The sequence below is a fragment of the Sphingomonas sp. jy18 genome (assembly GCF_056931895.1).
Map to the genome: position 1 here is coordinate 390,723 of NZ_JBXPBT010000003.1, position 25,303 is coordinate 416,025.

General features: G+C 66.1%; 21 protein-coding genes. 9 read left to right on the forward strand and 12 right to left on the reverse strand.

Annotated elements, in window-relative coordinates; all coding sequences use genetic code 11:
* Nucleotides 1-71: 71 nt before the first annotated feature.
* The 4 genes from trpC (at nt 72) to lexA (ending at nt 3,262) form a co-directional block, all read left to right on the forward strand.
* Entirely contained in the window at nt 72-866 is a 795-nt protein-coding gene (gene trpC, locus AC0QC4_RS10360) for an indole-3-glycerol phosphate synthase TrpC (RefSeq protein WP_483659817.1), read from the forward strand.
* A complete protein-coding gene (gene moaC, locus AC0QC4_RS10365) occupies nt 863-1,333 on the forward strand; it encodes a cyclic pyranopterin monophosphate synthase MoaC (protein WP_483659818.1) in 471 nt (156 codons plus the stop codon). Before trpC ends, moaC begins: the two co-directional genes overlap by 4 nt.
* A complete protein-coding gene (locus tag AC0QC4_RS10370; protein ID WP_483659819.1) occupies nt 1,318-2,502 on the forward strand; it encodes a molybdopterin molybdotransferase MoeA in 1,185 nt (394 codons plus the stop codon). Before moaC ends, AC0QC4_RS10370 begins: the two co-directional genes overlap by 16 nt.
* 82 nt (nt 2,503-2,584) lie before the next feature.
* Nucleotides 2,585-3,262, forward strand: a complete 678-nt coding sequence (gene lexA / locus AC0QC4_RS10375; RefSeq protein WP_483659820.1) for a transcriptional repressor LexA — start codon at nt 2,585-2,587, stop codon at nt 3,260-3,262.
* Here lexA and AC0QC4_RS10380 read toward each other — a convergent pair.
* Nucleotides 3,256-5,385: a ComEC/Rec2 family competence protein gene (locus AC0QC4_RS10380; protein WP_483659821.1), complete on the reverse strand. Its 2,130-nt coding sequence runs from the start codon at nt 5,383-5,385 to the stop codon at nt 3,256-3,258. The two genes, lexA and AC0QC4_RS10380, sit on opposite strands and share 7 nt — an antisense overlap.
* A 108-nt stretch (nt 5,386-5,493) precedes the next feature.
* Between AC0QC4_RS10380 and gltX the strand changes: the two genes are divergently transcribed.
* Together gltX and AC0QC4_RS10390 are read left to right on the forward strand one after the other, a co-directional pair.
* On the forward strand, nt 5,494-6,960 hold the full coding sequence (gene gltX / locus AC0QC4_RS10385; protein WP_483659822.1) for a glutamate--tRNA ligase: 1,467 nt from the start codon (nt 5,494-5,496) through the stop codon (nt 6,958-6,960).
* Between the two features lie 57 nt (nt 6,961-7,017).
* Nucleotides 7,018-8,298: a citrate synthase gene (locus AC0QC4_RS10390; RefSeq protein ID WP_483659823.1), complete on the forward strand. Its 1,281-nt coding sequence runs from the start codon at nt 7,018-7,020 to the stop codon at nt 8,296-8,298.
* 91 nt (nt 8,299-8,389) lie between these two features.
* Here AC0QC4_RS10390 and AC0QC4_RS10395 read toward each other — a convergent pair whose 3' ends face one another.
* The 7 genes from AC0QC4_RS10395 to AC0QC4_RS10425 all read right to left on the reverse strand — a co-directional run bounded on the left by AC0QC4_RS10395 (nt 8,390) and on the right by AC0QC4_RS10425 (nt 17,412).
* Complete coding sequence (locus AC0QC4_RS10395; RefSeq protein ID WP_483659824.1) at nt 8,390-8,878, reverse strand: OsmC family protein; 489 nt, start codon at nt 8,876-8,878, stop codon at nt 8,390-8,392.
* 70 nt (nt 8,879-8,948) lie between these two features.
* On the reverse strand, nt 8,949-9,797 hold the full coding sequence (locus tag AC0QC4_RS10400; protein ID WP_483659825.1) for a phosphodiesterase: 849 nt from the start codon (nt 9,795-9,797) through the stop codon (nt 8,949-8,951).
* Between the two features lie 25 nt (nt 9,798-9,822).
* Nucleotides 9,823-11,673 (reverse strand): cytochrome c3 family protein, encoded by a 1,851-nt coding sequence (locus AC0QC4_RS10405; protein WP_483659826.1) that lies wholly within the window; start codon nt 11,671-11,673, stop codon nt 9,823-9,825.
* A gap of 10 nt (nt 11,674-11,683) precedes the next feature.
* Nucleotides 11,684-12,568 carry a hypothetical protein gene (locus tag AC0QC4_RS10410; protein ID WP_483659827.1) on the reverse strand — a complete coding sequence of 295 codons (885 nt, stop codon included), beginning with the start codon at nt 12,566-12,568 and terminating at the stop codon, nt 11,684-11,686.
* Nucleotides 12,568-15,012: a cyclic nucleotide-binding domain-containing protein gene (locus tag AC0QC4_RS10415; RefSeq protein ID WP_483659828.1), complete on the reverse strand. Its 2,445-nt coding sequence runs from the start codon at nt 15,010-15,012 to the stop codon at nt 12,568-12,570. The genes AC0QC4_RS10410 and AC0QC4_RS10415 overlap by 1 nt, the downstream gene beginning before the upstream one ends.
* 194 nt (nt 15,013-15,206) lie before the next feature.
* Nucleotides 15,207-16,013 carry an arginyltransferase gene (locus AC0QC4_RS10420; RefSeq protein ID WP_483659829.1) on the reverse strand — a complete coding sequence of 269 codons (807 nt, stop codon included), beginning with the start codon at nt 16,011-16,013 and terminating at the stop codon, nt 15,207-15,209.
* Between the two features lie 136 nt (nt 16,014-16,149).
* On the reverse strand, nt 16,150-17,412 hold the full coding sequence (locus AC0QC4_RS10425) for a threonine ammonia-lyase (RefSeq protein ID WP_483659830.1): 1,263 nt from the start codon (nt 17,410-17,412) through the stop codon (nt 16,150-16,152).
* A 56-nt stretch (nt 17,413-17,468) separates the two neighbouring features.
* Here AC0QC4_RS10425 and AC0QC4_RS10430 point away from each other — a divergent pair, with 56 nt between their 5' ends.
* From AC0QC4_RS10430 to AC0QC4_RS10440, 3 genes are all read left to right on the forward strand, one after another.
* On the forward strand, nt 17,469-18,335 hold the full coding sequence (locus AC0QC4_RS10430) for an NAD(P)-dependent oxidoreductase (protein ID WP_483659831.1): 867 nt from the start codon (nt 17,469-17,471) through the stop codon (nt 18,333-18,335).
* Nucleotides 18,332-20,044 (forward strand): amidohydrolase, encoded by a 1,713-nt coding sequence (locus tag AC0QC4_RS10435; protein ID WP_483659832.1) that lies wholly within the window; start codon nt 18,332-18,334, stop codon nt 20,042-20,044. The genes AC0QC4_RS10430 and AC0QC4_RS10435 overlap by 4 nt, the downstream gene beginning before the upstream one ends.
* 189 nt (nt 20,045-20,233) lie before the next feature.
* Nucleotides 20,234-21,118 carry a cobalamin B12-binding domain-containing protein gene (locus AC0QC4_RS10440; RefSeq protein WP_483659833.1) on the forward strand — a complete coding sequence of 295 codons (885 nt, stop codon included), beginning with the start codon at nt 20,234-20,236 and terminating at the stop codon, nt 21,116-21,118.
* 111 nt (nt 21,119-21,229) lie between these two features.
* Here the strand turns inward: AC0QC4_RS10440 and AC0QC4_RS10445 are convergent, their stop codons facing one another.
* From AC0QC4_RS10445 to sdhC, 4 genes are read right to left on the reverse strand one after another with little or no spacing between them, the layout of a single operon-like run.
* Complete coding sequence (locus tag AC0QC4_RS10445; RefSeq protein ID WP_483659834.1) at nt 21,230-22,549, reverse strand: hypothetical protein; 1,320 nt, start codon at nt 22,547-22,549, stop codon at nt 21,230-21,232.
* A 45-nt stretch (nt 22,550-22,594) separates the two neighbouring features.
* Entirely contained in the window at nt 22,595-24,430 is a 1,836-nt protein-coding gene (sdhA, locus tag AC0QC4_RS10450; protein WP_483659835.1) for a succinate dehydrogenase flavoprotein subunit, read from the reverse strand.
* A complete protein-coding gene (gene sdhD / locus AC0QC4_RS10455; protein WP_483659836.1) occupies nt 24,417-24,815 on the reverse strand; it encodes a succinate dehydrogenase, hydrophobic membrane anchor protein in 399 nt (132 codons plus the stop codon). Before sdhD ends, sdhA begins: the two co-directional genes overlap by 14 nt.
* A 3-nt stretch (nt 24,816-24,818) precedes the next feature.
* Nucleotides 24,819-25,247, reverse strand: a complete 429-nt coding sequence (sdhC, locus tag AC0QC4_RS10460) for a succinate dehydrogenase, cytochrome b556 subunit (RefSeq protein WP_483659837.1) — start codon at nt 25,245-25,247, stop codon at nt 24,819-24,821.
* Nucleotides 25,248-25,303: the final 56 nt, after the last annotated feature.

A 25,303-nucleotide genomic window follows, 5' to 3' on the forward strand; every position in this document is an offset into this window, starting at 1 on the left:
GGCGGGGGCACCCGGCAAGGCTGCGAATTGCCCCCTTCGCCTGACGCGCCAAATCCGCTACCGCGCGCTGCATGTCCGACAAGCTTGCCGAAATCTGCGCCACCACCGCTGCCGAGGTCGCCCGCCGCAAGGCGCTGGTCAGCGATGCCGAGATCGAGCGCCGCATCGCCACGGCGAGTGCGCCGCGCGGGTTCCGGGCCGCGTTGGCGACGCGCATCGCTGCCGGAGAGGCGGCACTGATCGCCGAGGTCAAGAAGGCGAGCCCGTCCAAGGGTTTGATCCGCCCGGATTTCGATCCGCCGGCCCATGCCCGCGCCTATGCTGCCGGTGGCGCGGCCTGCCTGTCGGTGCTGACCGATGGCCCCTATTTTCAGGGCGATGACGCCTATCTGGTCGCGGCGCGCGCGGCCTGCACGCTGCCGGTGCTGCGCAAGGATTTCATGGTCGATCCGTGGCAGGTGCGCGAAGCCCGCGGTCTCGGCGCCGATGCGATCCTGATCATCGTCGCAGCGCTGGACGACACGCAGATGCGCGCCATCGAGGCAGAGGCGCTGGCGCTCGGCATGGATGTGCTGGTCGAAGTGCATGACGAGGCCGAGTTGGCCCGCGCGCTGGCGCAGCTTTCCAGCCGGCTGATCGGCATCAACAACCGCGATCTCAAGCGCTTCGTCACCGATCTTGGCGTCAGCGAACGGCTCGCGCCGCTGGTGCAGCCCGGCACGTTGCTGGTCAGCGAAAGCGGCATCGCCGGGCCGGCGGATATCGCGCGGCTGCGCGGCAGCGGCATCCACGCGTTTCTCGTCGGCGAGCATCTGATGCGCCATGCCGATGTCGAGGCCGCAACCCGGACGCTGCTCGCGGCATGAGCGGCCTCACCCACATCGATGCCGAGGGCGCGGCGCGGATGGTCGATGTCTCGGCCAAGCCGGTGACGGCGCGCCGCGCGGTCGCCGCCGGGCATATCCTGCTCTCCCCGGCCGCCATCGCCGCGGTGCGGGACGGCTCCGGGCCCAAGGGCGATGTGCTGGCGACCGCACGGCTGGCGGGGATCATGGCCGCCAAGCGCACCGCCGATCTCATCCCGCTCTGCCACCCGCTGCCACTGGCCTCCGCCCGCGTCGATTTCACCATCGGCGACAAGAGCATCGAAGCGGTCGCGGAAACCGTCACGTCGGCACAGACCGGGGTAGAAATGGAAGCAATGACAGCGGTTTCCGTGGCCTTGCTGACAATCTATGACATGACCAAGGCGATCGACAAGGCGGCGTGCATAGGTCAGGTGCGTCTGGTTGCGAAGGAAGGCGGCAAGTCCGGCCCATGGCGCGCGGACTGATCAGCCTGGAGGACGCCCAGGCCGCGGTCCTCGCCCTCGCGCACCCCGGACCGCGCGTCGAACTGCCGCTGCACGAGGCCCATGGCTGGCTCGCCGCCCCGCTCGTCGCGCGCCGCACCCAGCCGTGGGCGGACCTCAGTGCGATGGATGGCTATGCCCTCGGCGCTGGCGATGGACCGTGGCAGATCGTCAGCGCCATCCCTGCCGAGAGCCGCGCCCCCGGCACCCTGTCCGCCGGAGAGGCGGCGCGTATCTTCACCGGCGCGCCCCTTCCGGCCGGCGCAGACCGCATCCTGATCCAGGAGGACGCCAAGGTCGACGGAACGGTGCTGACCGCAACCGACCACCCCGCCCCCGGCCGCTGGATCCGCCGTCGGGGCAGCGACTTTGCCGAAGGCGCACCGCTTGCGGCACCGGGCGCGGCCGTCACCCCCGGCCTCATCGCTCTTGCCGCGAGTGCCGATCACGCCACCCTCCCCTGCCACCGCCGCCCCGCGGTCACCATCGTCGCCACCGGCAGCGAACTGGTTCTGCCCGGGTCCGGCGAGACCGGCCTGCCGTCGGCCAACGGCGCGATGCTGGCCGCCCTCGTCGCGCCATGGGCAGCATCGGTGAACGACCGGGGCATCGCGCCCGATGCGCTCACCGCCATCACCGCGCTTATCGACGATTTCGCTGCCACGCACCGCGACCCGGCGCTGCTGCTGCTGAGCGGAGGCGCGTCGGTCGGCGATCATGACCTCGTCCGCCCGGCGCTCGAAGCGGCGGGGTGGACCATCGCCTTGCGCCGTGTCGCGATGAAGCCCGGAAAGCCGCTGATCGTGGCGCACAGGGAAGGCCTCGTTGCGCTTGGCCTGCCCGGCAATCCGGTCTCCGCCTTCGCGACCGCCACCCTGTTTGCGCTGCCCGTGCTGCGCGCCATGGCCGGATGCCCTGACCCGCTGCCCCGCCACGAGACCGCGCCGCTCGCCGCGCCGCTGCCGGCCGGCAGCAACCGCACCGAATATCTGCGCGGACGTCGCAACCCGGATGGCAGCATCGCCCCCGCCGGCAGCCAGGACAGCGCCGCACTGTTCACGCTGGCCGGTGCGAATGTGCTTATCCGGCTGGACCGCGATGCGCCGCCACAAGATATGGGCGCAAGCGCGCGCTACATCCCCATCGCTTGATCGACCCCATCAGCGGGGTCTTGACGTTCCCTTTTCGTTTGCATAGATGTTCTTCCGATGTTCCGTCACGGGGAGAGCGAGCATGCTCACGCGCAAACAGCATGAACTGATCTGCTTCATCGAAGACCGGCTGGCTGAATCCGGCATTTCGCCGTCTTTCGAAGAGATGAAGGATGCCTTGGGGCTGAAGTCCAAGTCCGGGGTGCATCGCCTGATCAGCGCGCTCGAGGAACGCGGCTTCCTGCGTCGGCTGCCCAACCGGGCGCGGGCACTCGAGGTGGTGCGCAATCCGGAGCGCGGTGAGCGCGAGCAGGCGCCCGCCTCCAATGTCATCGCCATGCCGACCCGGGCGACGCCGCGTGCCGTCGTCGCCAACGACGTGATCGAACTGCCGCTGCATGGCCGCATCGCGGCCGGCATGCCGATCGAAGCGTTCGAGGATTCCGCGCAATTGGTCGTGCCTGCCGCCCTGCTCGGGCCGGGTGACCATTATGCGCTCGAAGTCTCCGGGGACTCGATGGTCGAGGCCGGCATTCTCGACGGCGATTATGCCCTGATCCAGCGCGCCGAGACCGCGCGCGAAGGCGACATCGTGGTTGCGCTGATCGACGGTCAGGATGCCACGCTCAAATATTTCCACCGCGACGGGCAGAATGTCCGGCTGGATCCGGCCAATGCCGCCTATGACCCGCAGCATTATCGCGCGGACCGCGTCGCGGTGCAGGGCCGGCTCGCCGGCTTGCTGCGGCGTTATCATTGAGCGGACGAAGCCTCGGCCTGCCTCGGCTGCCTCGGTGGCATGATCGTCGGCGGATGGCCCCATGGTTTGCCCTGTGCTGCTGACGCAACCCCGCGTACCGACGGCGGGTCGAGGGTGATGGCGAGCCCGCCGGTCTGATCGAGGAATTGGCGATCCGCCTTCAGCCAGCGGGGCTGGCAACCGCGCGGCAGCCAGCGGTCGGCGATCACGATATCGCTGCGGGCGCATGCTGCGACCAGCGGTTGCCAATCGGTACGATAACCGCTGCGCGCGGCCATCACCGTCCAGCGGCGGCCAGCACGCTCTACCTGCCAGACGCAGAAGTCGGCCGAGCAGCGCGTGCCTGGCTGCGTTGCCAGCGCTGTCAGCTCCCCGTCGACCCCCGCCGCCTCGGCCAGTTGATCGCGGATATAGTCGCCCGCCCGGTCACGCAGCAGCGCATAGCGGCCATCCTCTGCGCGCACCGCAACATGACGACCATCACCGGTCACCAGCAGATCCGGCGCGGGCGTGGCGAAGGCCCAGAGCAAGCCGGCCACGATCGCGGGCAGCCCTGCCCAGCGCACCCTGGTCCGCCACAATCCCACCCACAGTCCGCCGCCAACCGAGAGCAGCATCGCGGCCAGCGGGGTAGATGGCACCGCCGCGACAGCCCCCGGCGCGCTCGCCACGGCATGGGCCATCCACAGCATGAACCCAAGCGCCTGATCGACCACCCACCATGCCGGCGCACCAAGACCGATACCATCGAGCAGCAGCGCCAGCGCTTCTGCCGGCATGACCACGAACGTCGTCAGGGGGATCGCCACCATATTGGCGAGCGAGCCGTAGAGCCCGGCCTTGTGGAAATGGAACAGCGCAATCGGCATCAGCGCCAGCTCGACGGCGAGACCGGTCAGCAACAGCCCCAGAAATCCGCGCAGCAGCCGCATTCCCCGGCTTTCGTCGCGGCGCGCCAGCATAGCGGTAACGCGCGGATGGGTGTGCAGCGCGACAATGGCGGTCACCGCGGCGAAACTCAGCTGAAAGCTCGGCCCGACCAGCGCCTCGGGCCAAAGTAGCAACACGAACAGCGCGCCCGCCGCGACCAGCCGTAGCGTAATAGCCTCCCGCCCCAAGGCGATCGCGAGCAGCACCAGCAGCGCTGCGACCAGCGACCGGATTGTCGGCACCTCGGCCCCGGTAAGGAGCGTGTAGCCGAGCCCGACCAGCGCGCCCACGCCGGCGGAGATCAGGATCAGCGGCGCCCGCAGTGCCAGCCATGGCGAGAGTGCGAGCAGGCGCAGCGCCAGCCACATGGCGCCGCCCACCGCCGCGGTGATGTGCAATCCGCTGATCGAGAGCAGATGCGCGAGGCCGGCACGGCGCATCGCCTCATCATCCTCCGGCGGGATAGCGCCGCGATCCCCTGTCGCCAGCGCCGCAGCGATCGCGCCGGCGCCGCCATCGACCTGGCGCTGAATATGCGCCGAGAGCCGCTGGCGAAGACTCGGCGGAGCGGCATTGGCGCCATCCAGCCGCTCGACAGGCCCGATCGCACTACCCACCGCACCGAGTTGGTCGAACCAGGCCCGCCGCGCAAAGTCATAGCCCCCCGGCAGCGCGGCGGACGGCGGCGGCACCAGCCGCGCGCGCAAGGCAATATGTTCACCGGCGCTGATCTCCAGCGCCCCCGGGTCATCGATCCCGATCGTCACCCGGATGCGCGGCGGCAGCATCGCCGCCGGATCGGGCCGCAGAATCAGCCGCACATCGCCTCGTGCCGCCTGCAACTCGGTCTGCTCCACGATCGCCTGAAAACGGAGTACCGCGGGGCGCTCCAGCACCGGTGCCGCCACCCGTTCGCTGCGCAACCAGGCCAGCGCGCAGCCTGCCGCCATGGCGATACCGGCAACCACCAGCATCTGCCGCAGCAGCCCACCCGGCGGACACAGCAGCCAGCCGAAGGCCGCAAAGGCAGTCATCACCAGCATGAAACCGATCCACGCCGCCGCGCCCGGCAGCGCGAACCAGGCGCCGACGCCGGTGCCGAACACCACCGGCAGCCACAGGAACAGGCTCTCGCGCTCCCGCCACAGCCAATGGTCCACCGCGTCCGCGACAACCGCCACGCGCGCGGCCATCACCGGCAATCCCGTGTTTGAAGCGGTGCTGCGGCCATGCTAGGCGACCCCCGATCGGACGGCCAAGCCGTCCATCCTGTCCAGGCCGCCTTTCCCGGATGGCCAATCATGTCGGAGAAACAGCGCGTGAGCGCAAGCCCATATACCCGCCCTGCCAGTGCAGGCACCGTGCCCGTTGTCACCCGCTTTGCGCCGTCGCCCACCGGCTTCCTGCACATTGGCGGTGCGCGCACCGCGCTGTTCAACTGGCTGTACGCGCGCCGCACCGGCGGCAAGTTCCTGCTGCGCATCGAAGACACCGACCGCGCGCGCTCGACCGATGCCGCCATCGCCGCGATCCTCGACGGCATGCGGTGGCTCGGCCTCGATTGGGATGGCGAGGAAGTGTACCAGTTCGCGCGTGCCGAGCGGCATGCCGAGGTTGCGCACCAGTTGCTGGCCGCCGGCCATGCCTTTCGCTGCTTCCTGACGCAGGAGGAACTGGCCGAGATGCGCGCCAGTGCGCAGGCCGAAAAGCGCCCGTTCCGCATCGTCAGCCCGTGGCGGGACGCGCCGGCGGAATCGCTGCCCAACGACCGCCCGGCCGTGGTCCGGTTGAAGGCACCGCGCACCGGCATGCTGACCATTGTCGACCGGGTGCAGGGCGAAGTGACCGTGAATGCCGAGGAAATCGACGATTTCGTGCTGCTGCGCTCGGACGGAACGCCGACCTACATGCTATCGGTGGTGGTCGACGATCATGACATGGGCGTCACCCACGTCATTCGCGGCGACGACCATCTCAACAACGCCTTCCGGCAACTCGTACTGCTGCGCGGGATGGGCTGGCCCGAGCCGACCTATGCGCATGTGCCGCTGATCCACGGGCAGGATGGCGCCAAGCTTTCCAAGCGCCACGGTGCGCTCGGCGTCGATGCCTATCGCGACGAAATGGGCCTGCTGCCCGAGGCGGTGAACAATTATCTCCTGCGCCTCGGCTGGGGCCATGGCGACGAGGAGATCATCGATCGCGACCGGGCGATCGCGCTGTTCGACATCGACAATGTCGGCCGCTCGGCCTCGCGCTTCGACTTCAAGAAGCTCGAGAATCTCAATGGCCATTACATGCGAGAGGCCGACGACGCGCGCCTGACGAAACTGACGGCCGATCATTTGGCCGGCATGATCGACCGCCCGCTCGAGCCAGACGACGAGGCGATGCTGCTGGCGGCGATGCCCGCCCTGAAGCCGCGCGCCAAAAATCTCATCGAACTGGCCGAAGGCGCGCTGTTCCTGTTCGATACCGCGCCGCTGGCGTTCGAGGACAAGGCCGCGGCGCTGATCGAAGCGGCGCCGCCCGGGTTGCTCGCCGAGATGGCCGACGTGCTCGACGCGCTGCCCGAATGGTCGATGGAATCGCTGGAGGCCTCCGTGCGGGCGGAGGCGGAACGCCGCGAACTCGGTTTAGGCAAGATTGCGCAACCTTTACGGGCCGCATTGACCGGCCGGGCTATTTCCCCCGGCATATTCGACGTGCTATTCCTGCTCGGACGGGCCGAATCCCTGCTTCGCATACGCGCCGCGCTGACGGCATAAGCAGGCAGCAGCAACCCAACTGCGCGTGCGCGCGGAACCAGATACAGGGGAACCAAGATGACCAGTGCCAGCCTCTCCACTGCTGACAAGACTGTCGACCTGCCCGTTCTTACAGGCAGCGTCGGCCCGTCGGTGCTCGATATCCGCAAGATGTACGCGCAGACCGGGCAGTTCACTTACGATCCCGGCTTCACCTCGACCGCGTCGTGCGAAAGCGCGCTGACCTATATCGACGGGGACGAAGGCGTGCTGCTGCACCGCGGCTACCCGATCGGCCAGCTCGCCGAGCATTCGAGCTACATGGAAACCTGCTACCTGCTGCTCAACGGCGAGCTGCCGTCGGCCGAGGAGCTGGACCAGTTCAGCACCACCATCACCCGCCACACCATGCTGCACGAACAGCTGGCGACCTTCTATCGCGGTTTCCGGCGCGATGCGCACCCGATGGCGATCATGTGCGGCGTGGTCGGCGCGCTGTCGGCCTTCTACCATGATTCCACCGACATCAACGATCCGGTGCAGCGGCGCATCGCCAGCCACCGGCTGATCGCAAAAATGCCGACCATCGCGGCGATGGCGTACAAATATTCGGTCGGCCAGCCGTTCGTCTATCCGGACAATTCACTGTCCTACACCGGCAATTTCCTGAAGATGACCTTCGGCGTCCCGGCCGAGAAATATGAGGTCAATCCAGTCGTCGAGCGGGCGTTGGACCGCATTTTCATCCTGCACGCCGACCATGAGCAGAATGCGTCGACGTCGACCGTTCGCCTCGCCGGATCGTCGGGAGCAAACCCCTTCGCCTGCATCGCTGCCGGCATCGCCTGCCTGTGGGGCCCGGCGCATGGCGGCGCCAACGAGGCCGCGCTCAACATGCTGCGCGAAATCGGCACGCCTGATCGCATTCCCCACTATATCGCCCGCGCCAAGGACAAGGACGATCCGTTCCGCCTGATGGGCTTCGGCCACCGCGTCTACAAGAACTACGACCCGCGCGCGACGGTCATGCAGTCGACCGTGCGCGAAGTGTTCGCTTCGCTCAACGTCAGCGATCCGCTGTTCGAAACCGCGCTGCAGCTCGAGGAAATGGCGCTCAACGACCCCTATTTCATCGAAAAGAAGCTGTTCCCCAACGTCGACTTCTATTCCGGCGTCATCCTCTCGGCGATCGGCTTCCCGACCACCATGTTCACCGTGCTGTTCGCCCTCGCCCGCACGGTCGGCTGGGTCGCGCAGTGGAACGAGATGATTTCCGATCCCGCCCAGAAGATCGGTCGTCCGCGGCAGCTCTACACCGGCCCGACCCAGCGCGACTATGTGCCGCTGAGCGACCGCTGAGGTAAGATCAGGGCGTCAGGGGAACCGGTCATCCGGCCGCCCTGCCGCACCACAAGATGCGATGGCCCGCTCCCGCACCTGCAGGAGCGGGTCATTGCGTTGCGAGGCTTGCGCGCGGCTTGCAGTGTACCGGGAAATTGACCGAGCGGGCGATGAAGCACAGGGCATGCGCCTTCTCATGCAAGCCATTGGCGCGATCGAGATCGGCAGCGCCATGGTGCGCGGCGAGCGTCACCCGGGGCTGCAGCACGACCTCGGTGAATTGCCCCGCGCCGTCCTGTCCCTCGGTCATCAGCCCTTCGGCATCGTCATGATAGGCGGTGACACACAGGCCTGCGTCCGACGCAAGATGCAGGAACCAGAGCTGGTGGCAGGCGCTAAGCGAGGCGACCAGCAATTCCTCGGGATTCCAGCGGGTGGCGTCTCCGCGGAACGTGGGGTCTGACGAGCCGGGGATCGGCGGCTTGCCATTCCCGCCGATCGCATGATCGCGCGCATAGTCGCGGTACCCGCTGGTGCCGCTGCCGAGATTGCCGGTCCAGTCGAGCGACAGCCGATAGCGATGGTCTCGCGTTGCCATGATCGATTGCCTCCCGCGCTGGTGTCGCCGGGGGGGTGTGCCGCCATGGTCAGGCCAGGTCAACCGCCGGTCAGGCCGGGCGCTCGCCGATCAGTTCGGTAACCAGCGCCTGCATGCGGCTGTCATAGCTGGCGAGCACATCGACGCGGCCGGCCTTGTCGAAAAAGCTGACCAGCGCTTCGCCGTTCCAGTGGTGCAGCGCATAGGCTGGATCTTCGGCAACGATCATTGCGCGATTGTCGGGATTGTCGACATCGATGGGGCGCAGGTCGAGCGACACCTGCGGTGCGGTCGAGGAACAGACCGCGACGGTCAGCCCCTTCCACTGGATGGTGAAGCTGCGATGCAGGTGCCCGCAGATCAGCCCTTTCACCTGCGGCGCGTCCATCAGCGCGTCGGCGAAACGCTCCACCCATGGCTCGAACGGATCGGTGGTCATCCACTCGATACCCGATTCTACCGGAGGATGATGCATCACGATATAGGTCGGCCGGTCGGTTGCCTCGGCCAGCCGCTCCTTCAGCCACGCCGCGCGCAGCTCGCAAAAGGCGCCGCCATGGCGGCCCTCTTCCAGCGTATCGATGACGACCAGCCGCACCGGGCCCAGATCGCGCGTGTACTGGATGAAACCGTTGGGATCGGCATAGCCGGGGAAGTGACGGTTGAAATTCTCCCTGACGTCATGATTGCCCATTGCCGGCAGCACGGGCCAGGGCACGGTGCTGAACAGCTCCGCCACGCGGGCATAGCTCTCGTCATCGCCCTTGTCGGTCAGATCGCCGGTGGCCAGCAGCACGTTGGGCACATTGGGGCCCGCCTTCAGCCGCGCGATGACCTGATCGACGCGCTGGCGGTTGAACTCCAGGGGATTACCCGGGTCGAAACCGATATGAATATCCGTTATCTGGGCGACCAGCATAGGTGGTTCTTTCGACCGGCGTTGCTTAGCCACCACCATAAAGTCGCCGTATGCCCCCGTCTGTGATGGCAGTCACTCTGTGGCGGCGGTCACGATCATGGTCCCTGCGATCGCGGGCTGGACGCCATGGTGCCGCATTTGCATCACCTGCGTGATATTCGTGGCAGGAAGCGCACGGGCTTGCAACATCTGCGTTGGAGTCCTCGCCGCCATGGCATTCGCGGCAACTGGCAAGACCCGGGATCAGCAGCTGGTTGGCGTTGTTTGACGTCTTGGCAGCGTGGCAGCTCGAGCACTTCTCCTCGTCATGCGGCTTGTGGTCGAACCAGCCGTGGTTGAAGTAGCGCCGGGTCTGGTGGACATCCATCACCCGCCAGTTGCGGTTGCCTGCCGCAGGCGCGAAGATGGTGTGGCAATCGTAACAGGCGCCGCCGCGCGAGAAGACCGCGCGCACCGCATCTTCGGCGCGTGATGGACGGACGGCGACTTCCCGGAAATAGATATTGTAGGTCTGGCCTTCGGCAAACTGACCCGGCCGCCGCCGTGCCATGCCACCCAGGCTGATCGGCCGGCTCGGCGGGGTCGAGCGGTAATAGGCATAAAGGTCGGCGATGACCTGTGCCGGCTCGCCATGGCGCAGGGTGCGATCCACCCCACCCACGGACTCGAACGTCAGGCTGTGGCACGACTGGCAGTCGCGCTCCATGTCGACCGGTTCGAACCGCACCCCGTCACGCGTCGGCTTGTGGCAATCGGCGCAGTCTAGTCCGGGACTGCCGCGACCGCGGCCGATGCCGAGGTTGCGCGCCATGCGCGCGACGCTGCCATTGCGCAGCAGATGCTCGTCATGTGTGAATTTCAGACCGTTGTTTTCGGTTAGATTCGGTCGCCACGTCATGCGCTGGAAGCGCGGCTGCTTCCCGGTGGAAACTAGCACCGCCGGGCGGAACTGCGGGTGCGACGTGCCGAAATCGCCGGCATCGCCAAGCTTGGTGTCGGTCAGGCGCGAGGACATGCCGTCATGGCAGTCGGTGCAGAAACGCTGCGCGGTAGCGGGCATCGGGCCTGCGCCCTCATGCTCCGTATGGCATTCGACGCAGCGGCCCTCCGGACGGCCGAAAGCGGTGCCGATGCTATTCAGTGACGCGCGGAACCAGCCCGGATCGCCACGTGCCAACACTTGCCGCGCGATCGGCGCATGCTCGTGCGCATCATCGTGGCAACTGGCGCAGGTGGTGTCGGTGACCGAAACGAACGCGTCGACGTGACAGGATTGGCAGTCGTCCTTGAGCTTGGCGTGCCCCGCGCTCAGCGCGCCCGACGACCAGGTCGAGTCGGCGTGGAAGCCGTTGGGCCGTTCCTCCACCCCGCGCCAGCTCATGTAAGCCCAGATCGGCGCGGCGAGGAAAGCGGCAAGCACGAACAGCGAGAAAACCCAGGCCGACATGCGCCGGCCTGGCAATTTGCCGCCCAGCGAAAAGGCCTGCGCCTCGTCGCGGTCGAGCGCGCTATGGCTGAGCTCATCGGTGCGCGAGACGGTCAGCGCAATGCGCGGCGCGGCACCGTCCGTATCCAGCCCGACCAGGATGCGATGCCCGCCGAAGCGCAGCTCCGCCCCATTGCCGGCATCGATGCTGGCACGCTGCACGGTGCGGCCATCGACTTCGAAGCCGAGCCCCGAGACAGCCTCTATCTCGACATGGCGGCCATCGTTGGTGGTCAGCCGTGCATGTTCGGGATTGACTGCCAGATCGGCCAGATGGACCGCGCAGGCGGCATCGCGACCGACGAGGATGCTGCTGGCATCGACCGGCGTTCCGCGAACGATCTCGCGCCCATCGGCGGTGACGGATATGCGGCGGACAAGGAAGCTCATCTCTTGCCCCTCACCAGTAGAAAAACACGCTGACGACATGCGCGCTGAGCGCCGCGATCAGGGCAAAGGTCAACGGCACATGGAAATACAGCCAGATTTCCAGCAGCGCCTTGAGCTTCAGATGCCGGCGCAGGCGGTGCAGCGCCGCCTGCTTGCGGCCGAGCAGGCTGTCGACCTTTTCGAGCGGATCCGAGCCGTCGTCATGGCGCGACGCGGTGTAACGGCGTATGCCGTCGCGGGCACGGCGAGTGGCGCAGCCGGGGTAACTGCCGGTCAGGCGGGACCATAGCGAGCCTGCAAAAGGGTCCTGATCGAGGCTGAGCCGCACGGTCGCCGCGTCCGCAGGGGAAAGCGGCTGGGCCGCTTCATGCAGCTGCCGGTCGAGGCTGCGGATATCCTCGAGCATCTGGGCCTGGGTGCGCTCCTCGCGATTGTCCGACAGCGCCGCCGGCAGCGTCGCATAGGCGGTGACGCCCCAGATGCCGGAGAGGATGACGAGCATCATCAGCGCCCAGGCAAGCGTGTGGACATTCCAGCCGAGCTGGAAGCCGGCGTGCATGGTCCCGATCACCATCAGTGACAGACCGAGATAGACATGCGCGGACGTCCATGCCTTGAGCGACCACGACCCGCTGGTCATCGCCCGCTTGCGCACGCCGAGCATGGTCAGCCACAGGATCAGCAGCAGACCGATGGTGCCCAGCGTATAGCCATACCAGCTGCCGCCGTTATGCCGTGGCGTCACGTCCACCAGAAAATAGCTGGTGATTACGATCAGGCACAGGCCGAGCGCGATCTTGGCCCACAGGAAGCCGCGATGGCCCAGAAAGCTGCTGTGCTCGGCCGAACGCTGCCGCTGGCCCTGTACGCTCTTGACCGGGGCTTTGGTCGCCATCAGTCATCCCCCTGCGTCAGTCGGGCAAGCCCAAGAAACTCCTCAGGCGATACGCGCAGCGCCGCACCGGTCGGGCAGGCGCGCACGCAGGCCGGCCCCCCGGCGATGCCCGAGCACATGTCGCACTTGATCGCCTTCTTGGGGATCTCCACCCCGACAGGCTGGTGCTTCTTCGACCATTTCTTGCTCGGCTCGCCCGGGCCCGGCCCCAGGCCCAGGAACAGCCAAGACAAGAGCCCCGGCTTCTTGGGCGGCACCGCCTCCATGCGGATGACGCCATAGGGGCAATAGCGCTGGCAATTGCCACAGCCGATGCAGGTATCATCAATGAACACTTCGCCGTCGGGCCCGCGGTGGATGGCGTTGGGCGGGCAATCGGACATGCAATGCGGATGCTCGCAATGCCGGCAACTGGTCGGCACATGCAGGTGTGCGAAGGTGGCTCCCGCCTCGCGGTCGAGCCGCGACAGGCCTTCGTGGCTATCGGCGCAAGCCTTCTCGCAATTGTCGCAGCCGACGCACAACTGCTCGTCGATAAGCAGCACGTCGGTCGCCTCGCCGATGCCCTTGTCGACCAGGAATTTGGCGGTCTCGGAATAAAGCTCGACCGCGCTCGAAAAACTCTCCTTGCGGCTTTCGACGAAGCTGTTGACGTCCTGCCGCGCCGCCATTTCGGCCTTGGCCTTCTGCATCAGCGCCGGCTTCGCCGCCAGGATCTTGCGGAATGCCTCGCCCGGCACGCGCACCACTTCGGACTTGATCGCCGCCTTCACCGTGGCGTTGCGCGGCTCGCCGGTGATGACCGCCATTTCCCCGACATAGGAGCCGGCAGGCAGATAGCGAAGGAACACCGGCTTGCCGCCGATCTGCTTTTCCACCACCATCGACCCTTGGCGGATGACATAGATGTCATCGCCGGTCTCGCCTTCGCTGATGATCGGCTTGCCAGCGGGCACATCCATCACTTCGGCCTGTTCGACCGCCTCGGCCACGTCGGGTGGGGTCAGGCCGGACCCGAACATCTGCATCAATTGCCGTTCGAGGCTGATGCGGGTGATCGCACGGTTGGCGGCCGGCGCGGTTTTCATCAGCTTGAGCGCGGCCGCGCGCGACATTTCGACAAGAATGGCGTCGGCGCCTGCGCGGATCGTGGCACCACGACGACGGCCAGAAATCAGCCCGACCTCGCCGAAGATGGAGCCGGTTTCGATCGGCACCGTCCGGCTGCTGTCGGCAGGGTCGATTTCAACCACTACATGACCATCGGCAATAGCGAACAGCGACGATCCCGGTGCATTGCGCTCGAACACCACCTCGCCGGCGCGGTAAAATCGCGTTTCGGAATCGAGCATGAATTCACGCAATTGCAGCGGCGAGACTTCCTCGAAAATCCTGACCCGCTGGTTGAGGAACAGCAGCCACTCATCGACACTGCGGCGGCCGGGCAGGCCTTCGAACTTCTTGACCAGCAGCTTCTCGTCGACCGGGGTCAGCGCCGTGTTGCCGGCAATGAACTCGACGACGTCATAGCCCTGGTTCATGCAATGTTTGATCAGCGGATAGCCGGCCAAAGCACCGATCACATAGATGCCGGGATTGGTCGTCTCGAAGGTCGGCGACAGCTTGGGGAAAGCCTCGCGGTCCGGGCTGGTGAATTCGATGCCGCACGCCTCGACGAATTTGCGCGGCGGGGCCGAGCCAAGCCGGGCGATCACTCGGTCGCAGCGGATACGCTCCTCGCCGTCGCGGGTCGCCAGCGTGATCCAGCCGGGCTCGATCTTGGACGGCGATGTCTCGGTCTTCGGGTTCATCCGCCCGCGCGCCGCGAGTTCCATCAGGGCCGCGACATTCGGACCCTTGGCGCGGATGAAGCCGGCATCGCGGTTGAGAATGGTGACCGTATTGCCCTGCGCCGCATCTTCGGCCAGCCCGCGCGCATTCTCGATTCCTGCATCACCACCGCCGACGACGGTGATATGCTCGTCGATATACTCCGTGGGGTCGTTCAGCTGATATTGCACATGGGGCAGATCGGCACCCGGGATGGTCAGCCGGTTGGGATTGCCCTGCGTGCCGATGGCGAGGATGACGTGGCGCGTCTTCCAGCTACGGCCGTCTGCGGCGGCGACCGTGAAATCGCCTTTCGCACCGGTGATCGACGCGACATCGGCATTGTAGGCGACATTCAGCTTGGCGCCGTGCGCATCCCACGCATCGAGGATGGTCTCACGCTTGCCGGCATCGAAGACAACGTCCGAACGCAGCTCCAGCTGCACCGGCGTCGCCATGATATGCTTGCCCTTCTGATATTTGTAGATGGTGTCGGAAAGGTGGTCGGTCTTTTCCAGCAGGATATAGGCCATCCCGCGCTCGGCCGCGCGACCGGCCGCGCTCAGACCTGCCGGGCCGGAGCCGATGATGACGATGTCGAGCGGCTCGGTCATGGTTGCACTCCGCGCAACCTACGGCACGGACCACCCGGTCTTATCCCCCACGCGTGCGGCAAGCTGCCCCCCCTGCCCTCAATCAGGTGCCCTGCATGTGGATGGCAGGGCGTGCACCGCGACCGTCTTTTCTTTGTGCTAGCTATGCCTTGCCACGACGCCCCGCGTCAACCGCCAACGGGCGGGCCAGTGGATTATCGTGCGACATCCACAAGGCGATCGCTGCCGACCCATGACGGCTCCAGCGACGACGCCGGGTCGCTGCCGCCTTCCACCATCCGGCGCCAGCCGGACGGACCAAGCCGCTCGATCGGGCGGAACTTGGTCTTGTAGGCCATCCGGTCCGATCCTTCGATCCAGTATCCCAGATAGACATAGGGCAGGCCGGCGCGGGCGCCGCGAATGATATGATCGAGAATGACGAAGGTGCCGAGGCCGCTGCGAGCGCCCTCGCCGGTGTCGAAGAAGGAGTAGACCATAGACAGCCCGTCGGCCTGACGGTCGGTCAGACAGGCCGCTACCAGACGGCCCGGCGTGCCATCCTCATTGGGCTCGCGATATTCGACGACGCAGGTCTCGACCGGCGAATGTTCGACCATCGCGGCAAAATCGCCTTCGGTCATGTCCGCCATGCCGCCAGTCGGGTGGCGGCTGGCGAGATAGGCGGTCAGCAGCGCATACTGTTCCTCGGTGCCCCATGGCGCGCGCGCTTCGACAATCAGGTCGCTGTTGCGTTTGAGCGTGCGCCGCTGCGACGCGCTCGGCTCGAACTCGTCGGCGCAGACTCGCACCGACACGCAGGCACTGCACTGCTGGCAGCTCGGACGGTAGGCGACATTCTGGCTGCGGCGGAAACCGATGCGGCCAAGTGCATCGTTGAGTTCGGCGGCGTTCGCGCCGTTAAGCTCGGTAAACACCTTCCGCTCGAACCGGCCAGGCAGATAGGGGCACGGCGTGGGGCTGGTGACGAAAAATCGCGGGAAACGAAAAGGTGCAGTCACAAGTCCCCCTCAGCCTGATGCCGACGCTGTATCCGCTGACGACTATGCCCAGTGCCGGCGTGCAACGGAAGTGCATTTACCACGCTTTGCGCAGTCGGCTCGCCGGTGATTCAGAACGGGACACAGGATGGTCCGGTCAGGCCAGTTCCACCAGAGTCACCTGATAGCCAGCCTTTCTCAGCGAAACGACCAGCGAATCGAGGTGATCGCGATCGCGCGTTTCGCACTCGATGTCAGTGATCAGCCCCTTGGCGGGCAGCGTGGTGAAGATGCGTTGGTGATAAATCTCAACGATGTTCACATTATGCTCGTTGAACACCCGCATCACGTTGAACAGTGCGCCGGGCCGGTCCTGCAGGCGGATGCGCAGCCGCGCCAGCCGGCCCGAACGCGCGAGATCGCGCAGCAGCACATTGGCCAGCAGGCGCGTGTCGATATTGCCGCCGCACAGCACCAGGCCGACGTCGCGGCCCTTGAACCGCACGCCATGCGCCAGCAGCGCGGCAAAGCCTGCCGCCCCTGCCCCTTCGACCACCGTCTTTTCGATCTGCAGCAGCAGCGAAACGGCGCGTTCGAGATGGCGTTCGGCGACCAGCACGATATCGTCGGCCAGCTTGGCGACGACCTTGCTGGTGAAATCGCCCGGCTGCTTGACGGCGATGCCCTCAGCCAGCGTGTCGCCTTCGCAGACCATGTCCATATGGTTCAGCCGGGCATACATCGACGGATACAGCTCCGCCTGCACACCGACCAGACGGATGTCGGGTTTCAAGCCGCGCGCGGCGGTGCCCATGCCGGAAAACAGACCGCCACCACCGATAGGAATGATCAGCGTATCGATTTGCGGCTGATCGGCCAGCATCTCCAGCGCGACCGTGCCCTGACCTGCAGCGATTCGCGGATCGTCGAACGGGTGGACGAAGGTCAGCCCGCGCTCGGCCTCCAGCTCCCGCGCACGGGCATAGGCGTCGTCATATTTCTCGCCATGGAGCACGATGGTGGCGCCATGGCTGGCTGTCTGCTGCACCTTCACCATCGGCGTGGTCTGCGGCATGACGATGGTCACCGGCACGCCCAGCCGCGCGCCGTGATAGGCAAGGCCCTGCGCATGGTTGCCGGCGCTGGCCGCTATCACCCCGCGCGAACGCTGCTCCGGGTCCATGAGCAGCAGCGTGTTGAGCGCGCCACGCTCCTTGTAGGCGGCGGTGAATTGCAAATTCTCGAACTTCAAGAACACATTGGCGCCCACCAGATCGCTCAGCGTTCGGCTGTGCGTGGTCGGCGTGTGCAGCACCGCGTCGCCGATACGCGCCTGCGCTGCGCGAATATCGGCGAGCGTCAGCAGCGGCGATGCAGCGGGCTGGGACGATTCTGCGAGGGCGTTGGACGTTCCGGTCATGGACGTCGCCCCTATCGCATCTGGCGGCTGGCGCAAACCGCGCTATGACGGTGGGCATGGCAAGCATCGCATTCATCGGTCTGGGCATCATGGGCGGGCCGATGGCCCGGCACCTCGCCGTAGCCGGACACGACATGATCGTTTTCAATCGCACCCATGCCAAGGCAGAAGCGTGGGTCGAGCGCCACGGCGGGCGCACCGCCGCCAATCCGATGGAAGCCGCCGAACAGGCCGATGCGGTGATCACCTGCGTCGGCACCGACGATGATGTCGCCCAGGTGACGATGGGCCGCGACGGCGCCTTTCGTTCGATGCGCAAGGGCACGCTCTATGTCGACCACAGCACCATCTCCGCCAAGCTGGCGCGGCAACTGTCGGTGGAGGGCGCGTCGCGCGACCTGATGGTGGTCGACGCGCCGGTGACCGGCAGCCAGCCGGGCGCGGAGAATGGAACGCTGACCATCATGTGCGGCGGCAAGAAAAAGGCGGTCGAGGCGGCCACGCCCTATTTCCATGCTTACGCCAAGCGCATCGTCCACATCGGCGGCGCCGGCACCGGACAGGTCACCAAGATGGCCAACCAGATCGCGCTCGCAGCAGTCGTCGAAGGGCTGGCGGAGGCGCTGCGCTTTGCCCAGTCGGCGCGGCTCGACATCGACAAGGTCTATGACGCGATCTCGGGCGGCGCCGCCGCAAGCTGGCAGATGGACAATCACTGGCACGCGATGGCGCGTGACGATTTCGAGGGCGGCTTCCCGGTCGACTGGATGCGCAAGGATGTCGGCCTGGCCATCGAGGAAGCCCGGGCAACCGGCGCCAGCCTGCCGGTGGCAGCGATGATCGACCAATTTTGTGCGGAGATACAGGCCATGGGCGCGGGACGGCAGGATACGAGCGCGCTGGTACGGAGATTGCCGAAGTGAGGTCTGTCTCTTTCGCGGCGATCGCCCTGCTTCTCGCCACCCCTGCCATCGCCGAAACGCTGGTCGACAATGTCGACGGCATCACGCTCGACGCAGAGGGCCGGGTGGTCCGCTTCACCGGCCTTGTCATCGATGACGATGGGCGGGTCGAGCGGCTGTTGCAGCGCGGCGATGCCCGGCCCGAGCGGCCAGACTTCCGCAAGAATGGCAATGGCCAGGTGCTGATGCCGGGCCTTATCGACGCGCATGGCCATGTCATGGGGCTCGGCTTCCAGGCGATGCTGGTCGATTTGAGCGGCACCCGCAGCCTTGCCGAAGCGCAGGAGGCGATCCGTGCCTATGCGGCGGCCAATCCCGATCTGCCGTGGATCATGGGCCGCGGCTGGAACCAGGAACTGTGGGGGCTGGGGCGCTTTCCGACCGCCGCCGATCTCGACTCGCTCGGCATCGACAAGCCGATCTGGCTGGAACGGGTCGACGGCCATGCCGGCTGGGCCAACAGCGCAGCGATGCGGGTGGCCGGGATCACCCCGGCAACGCGCTCGCCCGCCGGCGGTCGCATCGAAACGGTCGCCGGGCGACCGAGCGGCGTGTTCGTCGACGCGGCGGCAGAACTGATCGACCGCCACCGCCCTGCCCCGCTGGCGCGCGACCGCGACCGCGCGCTTGCGCTAGCGCAGGAGCGGCTGCTCAGTCTTGGCGTCACCACCGTGGCCGACATGGGCACCACCATCGATGACTGGCAGGCGCTGCGCCGCGCGGGCGATACCGGCGCGCTCAGGGTGCGCGTGATCAGCTATGCCGCCGGCACCGACAATATGGCGCTGATCGCCGGCAGCGGGCCGACGCCCTGGCTGTACGAAGACCGGCTGCGCATGGTCGGCGTCAAACTCTATCTCGACGGTGCGCTGGGCTCGCGCGGCGCATGGCTCAAGGCACCTTATGCCGACGCGCCGACGATCCGCGGCATCCCGATGCTGAGCGAATCCGAGCTGCGCAACCGCATGGTGCGCGCCAGCATCGACGGTTTTCAGGTCGCGGTGCATGCCATCGGCGACGCCGCCAATGGCGAGCTGCTCAGCGCCATCGACGATGTTGCGACCAGCTTCGACGGCGCCCGGCGCTGGCGCATCGAACATGCGCAGGTCGTCGATCTGCCCGACATCGCGCGCTTCGGCCAGCATGGCATCATCGCCAGCATGCAGCCGGTGCACCAGACCAGCGACCGGCTGATGGCCGAGGCGCGGCTGGGGCCGGACCGGCTGGGTGGGGCCTATGCCTGGCGCAGCATTGCCGGCACCGGCTCGCGGCTCGCCTTCGGCAGCGACTTTCCGGTCGAAAGCGCGGACCCGTTCGCCGGTCTGGTCACTGCCTTCACCCGTGAAGACGCGGCAGGCGAGCCGTTCGGCGGATGGCGCGTACAGGAAGCGGTGACGCGTGAGGCCGCCCTCGACGGCTTCACCCGCAGCGCCGCCTATGCGGGATTTGCCGAAGATCGGCTGGGCACGCTGATGCCCGGCATGCGCGCCGATTTCATCCTGGTCGACGTCGATCCGCTGCTTGGCCGGCCCGCCGAGGTGCGCGCGACGCGGGTCGCGGAAACCTGGGTCGGCGGACGCCCGGCCTGGGTGCGCGGGGCTGCCGCGCCGGCGCCGGCACCGCAGACCGAGCGCCTGGCGGAACCCGACCCGGCGGTGGAAACGCGCTGACGGGCGGGTTGCTTACCCGCCAGCATCTACACGCCCGGTCGCCACTGGCCGCAGTGATGAATTGACTCGATCAGCGGTCCAAACGGCTCGACTCGCAGCGTCCGCTGTGTTGCTATGTCCCGATAACAAAACGACAAGCCAGCGATGGGGAGCGGGATGAGCCAGATGGCGACGGCCGGGGGCTTGCGCATGACGCATGGTCCCAGCGCGCGCAATGCAGTGCGCCATTTCTTTGCGCCGGATATCTATCAGCGCCGCGATATCGCCGATCGCCAGATCGATCTGGTACGCATTGTCTCGACCGAGATCGTGCCCCGGCTGGTCCGCCTGCACAGCAAGGTCGCGCCGGAGCTGTGCCCGGTCGAGTTGCTCAAAAGCAGCTTCCACCCCGATGCCGCCGATGTCAGCGAACTGGCCCGCATCATTCTGGGCGACGATATCGATGCCGCCGCCGCCTATATCGCGCTGCTGCGCGAGCGCGGGCTCGACATGGAGACGCTCTATGTCGAACTGCTGGAGCCGACCGCGCGCCACCTCGGGACGATGTGGGAGCAGGACCTGTGCGACTTCATCGATGTCACCATCGGTGTCGGCCGCCTGCAGGCGCTGCTGGCGATCTTCAATGAGACCCATGTGCTGCCGCAGATCGGGGACCGGCGCATTGTCTTCATGGCAACCGCACCGGGCAACCAGCATTCGTTCGGCGTCTCGATGATCGAAAAGCTGCTGGTCGCGGCCGGATGGCAGGTCGAGGCGAATCTGTCGGGCAGCACAGAAGAAATTGTCGCAACGGTGCGCAATGGCTGGTTCGCCGTCGTCGGCCTCGCCGCGGGGTCGGACGGTGACCTCGGCATAGTGCGGGCGACCATCGCGCGCGTGCGCGCCGAATCGCAGAATCGCAGCATAGGCATCATGGTCGGCGGCCCCCTCTTCACCGCCAACCCGTCGCTCGCCTCCGAACTCGGCGCCGACGCCACCGCCCCCAACGCGCCGACGGCGGTGCTGGCGGCCCAAAAGCTGTTCGACCTGGGGGTGAAAGGACGACTGGCGCAAAGCGGGCCGGATGCAGGCTAGTCCTCAGCGCTGATTGAAGCGTCGCTAACATCAGTCCGGGCTACCCTGCTCGGACTGGACTGTCTTCCGCCCAGGAGCAGAGCGGACCGGCTCATCGCAAGCAACGGCCGGTCAGCGCGATCTGCCGAAACCGATGGCAACCGCCGTGCTCGCCAACAACGCCGTGCCAACCGCAATAGCGACCCCCGCAGACGCCCCGCCATCGGTGTCATTGACCGAGGCACAGGCTTGATCGATCGCCCTGTCCTGCCCTGCAATCCGCGCGATGACATCGGCCCGTTGCGGGATGGGCCGATCAATGTCGATCTGATGCAGGGTTGCTCCCTTGCCCGCCAAAGCCGCCGCAATGCGCGGCCAATGCGCTGAGTCGGCGAAGAAATACAGATCTCGACCAGCCAGTGAGCCAGGCGCCATGCGTTGCGCGGTCCGCTCGACTTCCTCAACCAAACGGGCCTGATCTATAGCTGCAAAAATGCCGCGCTGCAGTTCTGCTGCTGGCGCTCGCAGCGCCTCACGGAAGCCATCACGAAAATCACGGAACATATACTCGCCAGGGTGTAGCAGCTGGAATAGGGGTTGCTCAAGGAAATCCGACTCGGCGGCCTCGCTACTTCCGGATACGAGCAGCCGCTCGGTTGCCTGATAATAATAGCGCGACCATTCGTTACGGTCACTTGTCGTCGGTGCGGTCAGATCGGACCGTAACCAGCGAAGGCCTTCGTTATGGTCCAGCACCGCTGCGCGGTGCGCGGTACACGCCAAAGGCTGTAGATGCCGCAACTGATCCGCAGACAGGGGCGCAGGCGTGCCGGTATCGAGCTGGATGTTAACCATGTAAAACGGGCTACCGTCTCTATGGGCTTCCGCGCCGGGCTCAAGCACCGCCAGCTGCACCATACCCCCGGCAATCCGCGTCGATTGGTGCTGCCAATGCAGAGAGCTGAGCGACCGTGGAAAGCCGTCGATGAAATAGTCGGGTAGAATATCGGTCAACGCCAGCGAGCGTATCAGCGCGCCGTCACTGCCGTAGATGACGACGACATCGTCACCGAAACCGACAGAGTGCCAATTGTCGAAGGTGACGACATAGCGCCCGTCGTCGCTGACCAGTGCGGACACCGGTGCGACGTCATTGACCAATGAACGATCCCAGACGACGCTCCAGCTACCGTCGCTCTCGCGGCGCTCCAGCCGTGCGGTTGCAGTGTCCGGTTGACCCTCGGCCTGCCCGGCCGGCTCCCGACCCGCAATCTTGTCTTCGAAAAAATCGAGCTGATCGCTGATCGGGCGCGGCGTTACCGTCAGACGATATGCGCCATTCACCGATGCTGTCACCGCGACTTTGGGCTCGGCCCAGCTATCCGCAACCGCTGCCGTCGGCACGAGCGACGAAGCGAACACCGTCAAAGCCGCAATAAAGCCGATGCGCATCGACACTTCCTTTCCACAGACGGAAGAAGTGGCGATGCTTCTTCCTTAATATACCCGCGCCTTGGGCTCGATATATTTGGCCTCGTCGGTCAAGGTATACTCATGCACCGGCCGATAGTCGATCTTCACGTCGCCGCCCTTGCCGCCCCAGCCGTCGAACCAGGTTACGGTGTGCTTCATCCAGTTGGCGTCGTCACGATTGGGGAAATCCTCATGCGCGTGCGCGCCACGGCTTTCCTTGCGGTTCGATGCGCCGTGGATGGTGCAGCTTGCCTGGCTGATCAGATTGTCGAGCTCGAGCGTTTCGATGAGGTCGGTGTTCCAGATTAACGAGCGGTCGGTGACGTGCAGGTCTTCCATCCGCTTGTAGGTGGCCGAAAGCAGCGTCTTGCCCTCGTCCAGCAGCGCGGTGTCGCGGAACACGGCGCAATGCTTCTGCATGTTCTTCTGCATTTCGGTGCGCACCGCCGCGGTCGGCGATCCGCCCTTGGCAAAGCGGAAGCGATCGACGCGCCCGATGGCGAAATCGGCGCTGTCCGCGGGCAGCGGCTTGTGCGGAGCGCCGGGCTTGACCAGTTCCTTGAGGCGGTGGCCGGTGGCGCGGCCGAACACGACCAGATCGATCAGGCTGTTCGAGCCGAGGCGGTTGGCGCCATGCACGCTGACACAGGCGGCCTCGCCCACCGCGAAAAGCCCGGGGACGATGGTTTCCGGATTGCCGTCCTTCACCGTCATCACCTCTCCCCAATAGTTACAGGGGATGCCGCCCATATTGTAATGGACGGTGGGGGTAACGGGCAGCGGCTGGCGGGTCAGGTCGACACCGGCGAAAATCTTGCCGCTTTCGGTGATGCCGGGGAGCCTTTCTGCCAGCACCTTGGGGTCGATATGGTCGAGGTGGAGGTAGATATGGTCCTTCTCCGGCCCGACGCCGCGGCCTTCGCGCATTTCCAGCGCCATCGAGCGGCTGACGACGTCGCGTGAGGCGAGGTCCTTGGCGGACGGGGCATAGCGCTCCATGAAGCGCTCGCCCTCGGAATTGGTGAGATAGCCTCCCTCGCCGCGCGCGCCTTCGGTGATCAGCACGCCCGCGCCATAGATGCCGGTGGGGTGGAACTGGACGAATTCCATGTCCTGCAAGGGCAGGCCGGCACGCAGCACCATGCCGCCACCGTCGCCGGTGCAGGTGTGGGCCGAGGTCGCGGTGTAATAGCAGCGGCCATAACCGCCGGTCGCCAGCACCACGGCATGGCTCTTGAAGCGGTGGATGCTGCCATCCTCCATGCACATGGCGATAACGCCACGGCATTCGCCATCGACCATGATCAGGTCGAGCGCGAAATATTCGATGAAGAAGTCCGCCGCATATTTCAGGCTCTGCTGATAGAGCGCGTGCAGGATGGCGTGGCCGGTGCGGTCAGCCGCGGCGCAGGTGCGCTGCACCGGCGGGCCGGCACCCATGTTCTGCATGTGGCCGCCGAACGGGCGCTGGTAGATGGTGCCGTCCTCGTTGCGGCTGAACGGCACACCCGCATGCTCGAGCTCGTAGACCGCCTGCGGCGCTTCACGGACGAGATATTCGATCGCGTCCTGATCGCCCAGCCAGTCCGATCCCTTGACGGTATCGTACATGTGCCACTGCCAGTGATCCGGCGTATTGTTGCCAAGGCTGGCGGCGATGCCGCCCTGCGCCGCGACCGTGTGGCTGCGGGTGGGGAAGACCTTGGTGATGCAAGCGGTCTTCAGGCCGGCTTCGGCAGCACCCATGGTGGCGCGCAGGCCGGAACCGCCGGCGCCGACGACGACCGCGTCATAGGTGTGGTCGATGATCTTGTAGGCGGGTGCGGCCTTCTGGGCCGTGCTGGTCTCACTGGCCGACATTGGCGACGCCTCCGAATGCGATGCTGGCGATGCTGAACAGGGCGAAGATCATGCCGCCCCAGGAGAAGAAGGTGAGCGCGAGCAGGCTGGCGAGCTTCAGCGCCTCGTCATGCACATAATCCTCGATCAGCACGGTGAGGCCGAGGCGGAAATGGGTGAAGACGCTGATCGCCAGCAGCGCCATCGGCACTGCGGCAAACGGCGACGACAGCCAGTCGGTGACGCTGCGATGGCTCGTGAAATCGCCGGTGACGAGGCTGACCATCAGCCACACCATCAAGGTCAGGTTGGAGATGGCGGTGACCCGCGACATTGTGAAATGATGCGTGCCGCTGCGGGCGGAGCCGAGGCCACGGACCCGGCCGAGTTTGGTACCAGCGCCCATGGCTTACAGGCTCCCCATCAGAATGTAGACCCACAAGGCTGCGGTCAGCAGCAGCGGAACGGACGCGACCACCATCGACCACAGACGGTTGGTCTTGAGTTCGTACCCCGCACCGGTGTCAAGCAACAGATGTCGCAGACCCGACGAGGCATGCTGGAAGAAGGCCCAGGTCAGGCCGACCAGCACGGCACGGCCGATCCAGTTCTGCCAGCTCAGCGCGGTCGCCTCCGGCGCTTGCCAGATGGTGCCGATAAAGCTTGCGTAGGCCGCCTCGCCCGACGCTGCGGCGCCCAGCCACCACAGGAACAGCAGCGAACCGACGATGGCCATGCCGTCGCCGGTGGCGCGGTGGAGAATGGAGACCAGCATGTGCGGTCCCCACCGATAAACCTGCAGATGCGGCGACAGCGGTCGTTTGCTCGGGCCGGCCATGTGCGGTCCTCCCCTGTGGATGAAGTGATCGGTCATGAAGAGGCAGCGAGCCGAAG

Excerpts from the sequence above, each read along its gene's own strand:
- trpC (WP_483659817.1), top strand. The coding sequence starts at position 72 with ATGTCCGACAAGCTTGCCGAAATCTGCGCCACCACCGCTGCCGAGGTC.
- moaC (WP_483659818.1), top strand. The coding sequence starts at position 863 with ATGAGCGGCCTCACCCACATCGATGCCGAGGGCGCGGCGCGGATGGTC.
- AC0QC4_RS10370 (WP_483659819.1), top strand. The coding sequence starts at position 1,318 with ATGGCGCGCGGACTGATCAGCCTGGAGGACGCCCAGGCCGCGGTCCTC.
- lexA (WP_483659820.1), top strand. The coding sequence starts at position 2,585 with ATGCTCACGCGCAAACAGCATGAACTGATCTGCTTCATCGAAGACCGG.
- AC0QC4_RS10380 (WP_483659821.1), bottom strand. The coding sequence starts at position 5,385 with ATGGCCGCGCGCGTGGCGGTTGTCGCGGACGCGGTGGACCATTGGCTG.
- gltX (WP_483659822.1), top strand. The coding sequence starts at position 5,494 with ATGTCGGAGAAACAGCGCGTGAGCGCAAGCCCATATACCCGCCCTGCC.
- AC0QC4_RS10390 (WP_483659823.1), top strand. The coding sequence starts at position 7,018 with ATGACCAGTGCCAGCCTCTCCACTGCTGACAAGACTGTCGACCTGCCC.
- AC0QC4_RS10395 (WP_483659824.1), bottom strand. The coding sequence starts at position 8,878 with ATGGCAACGCGAGACCATCGCTATCGGCTGTCGCTCGACTGGACCGGC.
- AC0QC4_RS10400 (WP_483659825.1), bottom strand. The coding sequence starts at position 9,797 with ATGCTGGTCGCCCAGATAACGGATATTCATATCGGTTTCGACCCGGGT.
- AC0QC4_RS10405 (WP_483659826.1), bottom strand. The coding sequence starts at position 11,673 with ATGAGCTTCCTTGTCCGCCGCATATCCGTCACCGCCGATGGGCGCGAG.
- AC0QC4_RS10410 (WP_483659827.1), bottom strand. The coding sequence starts at position 12,568 with ATGGCGACCAAAGCCCCGGTCAAGAGCGTACAGGGCCAGCGGCAGCGT.
- AC0QC4_RS10415 (WP_483659828.1), bottom strand. The coding sequence starts at position 15,012 with ATGACCGAGCCGCTCGACATCGTCATCATCGGCTCCGGCCCGGCAGGT.
- AC0QC4_RS10425 (WP_483659830.1), bottom strand. The coding sequence starts at position 17,412 with ATGACCGGAACGTCCAACGCCCTCGCAGAATCGTCCCAGCCCGCTGCA.
- AC0QC4_RS10430 (WP_483659831.1), top strand. The coding sequence starts at position 17,469 with ATGGCAAGCATCGCATTCATCGGTCTGGGCATCATGGGCGGGCCGATG.
- AC0QC4_RS10440 (WP_483659833.1), top strand. The coding sequence starts at position 20,234 with ATGACGCATGGTCCCAGCGCGCGCAATGCAGTGCGCCATTTCTTTGCG.
- AC0QC4_RS10445 (WP_483659834.1), bottom strand. The coding sequence starts at position 22,549 with ATGCGCATCGGCTTTATTGCGGCTTTGACGGTGTTCGCTTCGTCGCTC.
- sdhA (WP_483659835.1), bottom strand. The coding sequence starts at position 24,430 with ATGTCGGCCAGTGAGACCAGCACGGCCCAGAAGGCCGCACCCGCCTAC.
- sdhD (WP_483659836.1), bottom strand. The coding sequence starts at position 24,815 with ATGGGCGCTGGTACCAAACTCGGCCGGGTCCGTGGCCTCGGCTCCGCC.
- sdhC (WP_483659837.1), bottom strand. The coding sequence starts at position 25,247 with ATGGCCGGCCCGAGCAAACGACCGCTGTCGCCGCATCTGCAGGTTTAT.